Origin of the sequence: Mesorhizobium sp. M7A.F.Ca.US.006.04.2.1 (assembly GCF_004022915.1) — a bacterium.
GTDB classification, from domain to species: Bacteria; Pseudomonadota; Alphaproteobacteria; order Rhizobiales; family Rhizobiaceae; genus Mesorhizobium; species Mesorhizobium ciceri.
The window spans coordinates 1-2,799 of record NZ_RZQA01000837.1 but is presented as its reverse complement, the minus strand read 5'-3'; the positions used below and the strand labels follow the sequence as shown (position 1 = coordinate 2,799).

Annotated in this window: 3 protein-coding genes; 2 read left to right on the top strand and 1 reads right to left on the bottom strand. The window is 64.0% G+C overall.

What is annotated here, in order from left to right:
• Positions 1–473: 473 nt before the first annotated feature.
• Positions 474–1,142: a HemK/PrmC family methyltransferase gene (locus tag EN925_RS30885; protein ID WP_245265405.1), complete on the top strand. Its 669-nt coding sequence runs from the start codon at positions 474–476 to the stop codon at positions 1,140–1,142.
• On the top strand, positions 1,139–2,254 hold the full coding sequence (locus tag EN925_RS30880) for a hypothetical protein (RefSeq protein WP_064994918.1): 1,116 nt from the start codon (positions 1,139–1,141) through the stop codon (positions 2,252–2,254). The genes EN925_RS30885 and EN925_RS30880 overlap by 4 nt, the downstream gene beginning before the upstream one ends.
• Before the next feature lie 48 nt (positions 2,255–2,302).
• On the opposite strand, the gene nadE is transcribed toward EN925_RS30880, so the two are convergent.
• A partial coding sequence (gene nadE, locus EN925_RS30875) for an NAD(+) synthase (RefSeq protein ID WP_128337170.1) occupies positions 2,303–2,799 on the bottom strand: 497 nt, incomplete at its 5' end.

Below are 2,799 nucleotides of genomic sequence, written 5' to 3'. Positions count from 1 at the left end.
GCTTTGGCGTGATCGATGCTGGATTTCATAAACCAGGATCTGTCGTCCATCGGGTATGCTTAGCCGAGACCACGCCTCGAATCCACAGACTGCCTCCCCGGGCAGACGCAATTGAAGTATGTAGAGCTTGCTGGCTCGTTCGTTCGCCGCTCAGCAGACCGAGGTTGCCGTCGGTTGCAGCGTACTCAACCGCATGCTGGCGTGCGCATGAGTCTGTCCGACATCAAGTCCGGCAGCTATAATCGGCAACTTCAAAGACCGAAATGCGCTCGATTTCATATCCGCGCACCAACGCCGCATCTATATGGCCGAGTTGGTGCGCTGCGCAGTATCGGCGGCGATATCTTTAGCAGCCGTTTACCGGAGCGCGATAGGTCCTGTGTATGCAATACTGTCGGATGACGTAAGGAACCGCCGTGCCGCACAGAGCAGCAGCCCTAGCCGGCCGTTCTACGCCCCGCCTGCATCGTTTCATGAGCGTGATGCTCGAGCTGGCTCCGGGCGTTCTCGTGCCGCGTCAGGAAACGGAGTTGCTCGGACAGAGCGCGCTTGCGATTCTTCGCGATCGCGCGCCCGGCCCGATGGTGATCGACATGTGCTGCGGCTCCGGCAACCTTGCTCTGGCGATCGCGGCGGAAGTTCCGTCGGCCCGCGTCTGGGGGGTGGACGTGACTGACAGCACGTTCGCGCTCGCCCGGAGCAATGCCGAACGCTTGGCCCTTCAGGCCCGGGTCACCATCCGGAAAGGGGATCTGTTCGGTGCGCTGGAGGGCGATGGGCTTATCGGCGCAGCGGACCTGATTGTCTGCAATCCGCCCTATATCTCGACCGCGCGCCTCGAAGGCGAGAGCGCGCATCTGCTTGAGGGCGAGCCGCGCGAGGCCTTCGACGGGGGGCCTTACGGCATCTCGATCCAACAGCGGCTGATCCGGGACGCAATCGATTTCCTCAAGCCTGATGGCTGGCTGCTGTTCGAGTTCGGCCAGGGGCAGGACCGCCAGGTGGCTGCCCTGATAGCCAGAGCCAAGGCCTATGAACCCGTGACATTCGCCAAGGATGAGGTCGGAATGCCGCGTGTCGCACTCCTTCGCAAGCTTGGGAACGGTGCGCCCGCGATCTCATCCTCCGCGAGTTTGGCATGAGCCAGATTCGTCCCCTGCAGGCTGCGGATATTCCGGCCGTCGCCGGGCTCTTTCAAAGAACCTTCCGGGACGGTGGCAAGCCGCCGCCTCCGGCGCTCGAGACTTATCTGCGCTGGCACTATCTCGAAGGCCCGGTCTGCGATCCGGAGATCGCGTCTCTCGTCCATATTGCGAGCGAAGGCGACATTTCAGGCTTTGTCGGCGTGAATGTGCTGCCGATGAGGCATGGCCAGTGCAAGCTGCGCGCCGCCATCTGTGGTTCGCTCATGGTCGAACCGCGGGCGAACGACCCGATGGCCGGCGCAAGGCTGCTCAGGACATTCCTGGCCGGGCCGCAGGACATCTCCTTCAGCGAAACCGCAAATGCCCTCTCGACGCAGATGTGGACGAAACTGCGCGGGGTCGCCCTGCCGCAATACAGCCTGGACTGGATCCGGGTCATCCGACCTTCGGCCTTCCTGCTCGATCTAGCATCGCGGCGAGCCGGCGCCGTGCGCTTGCTTGACCCGCTCGCGCGCGGACTCGATCGCTATCTTCGCGGACGGATGCAGGAGAACGAGATGCGCTGGTCCGGGGTCCCGGAACTCTGGAATGGCAAGGGCGGCCTCAAGGTAGCCGAAATCGATCAAGCCGGTTTTGCGGCTCTTTTGGACCCGTTAACGCGGCAGTTCCCGCTCCGCCCCGACTGGAGTGCCGAGCAGCTTGCGCATATCCTCGCGGAGGCTTCCCAGAAGCCGGACTATGGTGATGCCGTGTTCGCGTCCGTCTCCTGCCCCAGCGGGGGGCTGGTGGGCGCCTTCCTCTATCACACCCGCCCGGGCAGGATGGCGCGCGTGCTGCAGGTTCTGGCCCTGCCGGGGCAAGCTGGTTCCGTCGTCGACTGCTTGATTGGCGATGCGGCGCGGCGTGGCGCCGCCGGCCTGCGCGGCCGGACGCAACCCGCCCTGCTCGCAGCGATGCTGGGCCGGCGGGTCGCCTTCACTCAACCGGCCTCGACCGTGGTGCATTCGCGCGACGAGGAGCTGGTGAACGCGTTTCTGAGCTCGCAAGGCTTCTTCAACGGGCTGGCCGGCGAGCGCTGGAATCGCTTGGCCGGGGAGCAGTTCGAATAGGCCGTCATTTGCCCGCGCGGCGACGTAATCCCGATGGTCGCGCCAATCTCAGCTGGCGATTTCCTCGACGGGGCGGACGAGCTGCGGGCCAAGGTGCAGATGGCGCGTCGCCCGGCGCTTGGCGGCGATATCGGCCCAGACGCGTTCGACCTCGACCGCAGTCAGCTCCGCGGCGGCGCCGACCTCCACGGCTGAAAGGCCGTTATTCAGGCCGAAGAGGCAAATATCCATGCGGTCATAGGGCAGGGAGAAGTAGAACTCTTCCTGCGTCTGCTCGAGGGAATAGGTGTCGGTCGTCGGCGCCCTGCGGCAGATTTCCTCGGGAATGCCGAGATGGGCGGCAAGTGCATAGACCTGGCTCTTGTAGAGATGGGCGATCGGTTTGACGTCAGCCGCGCCGTCGCCATTCTTCACGAAGAAGCCTTGGTCGTATTCGAGCCGGTTCGGCGTGCCGAGCACGGCGAAATTCAGCCGGTCGGCGTGATAGTACTCGATCTGTTTGCGCGTGCGCTGCTTCATGTTGGTGGCGGCGACGATGCCGAGAT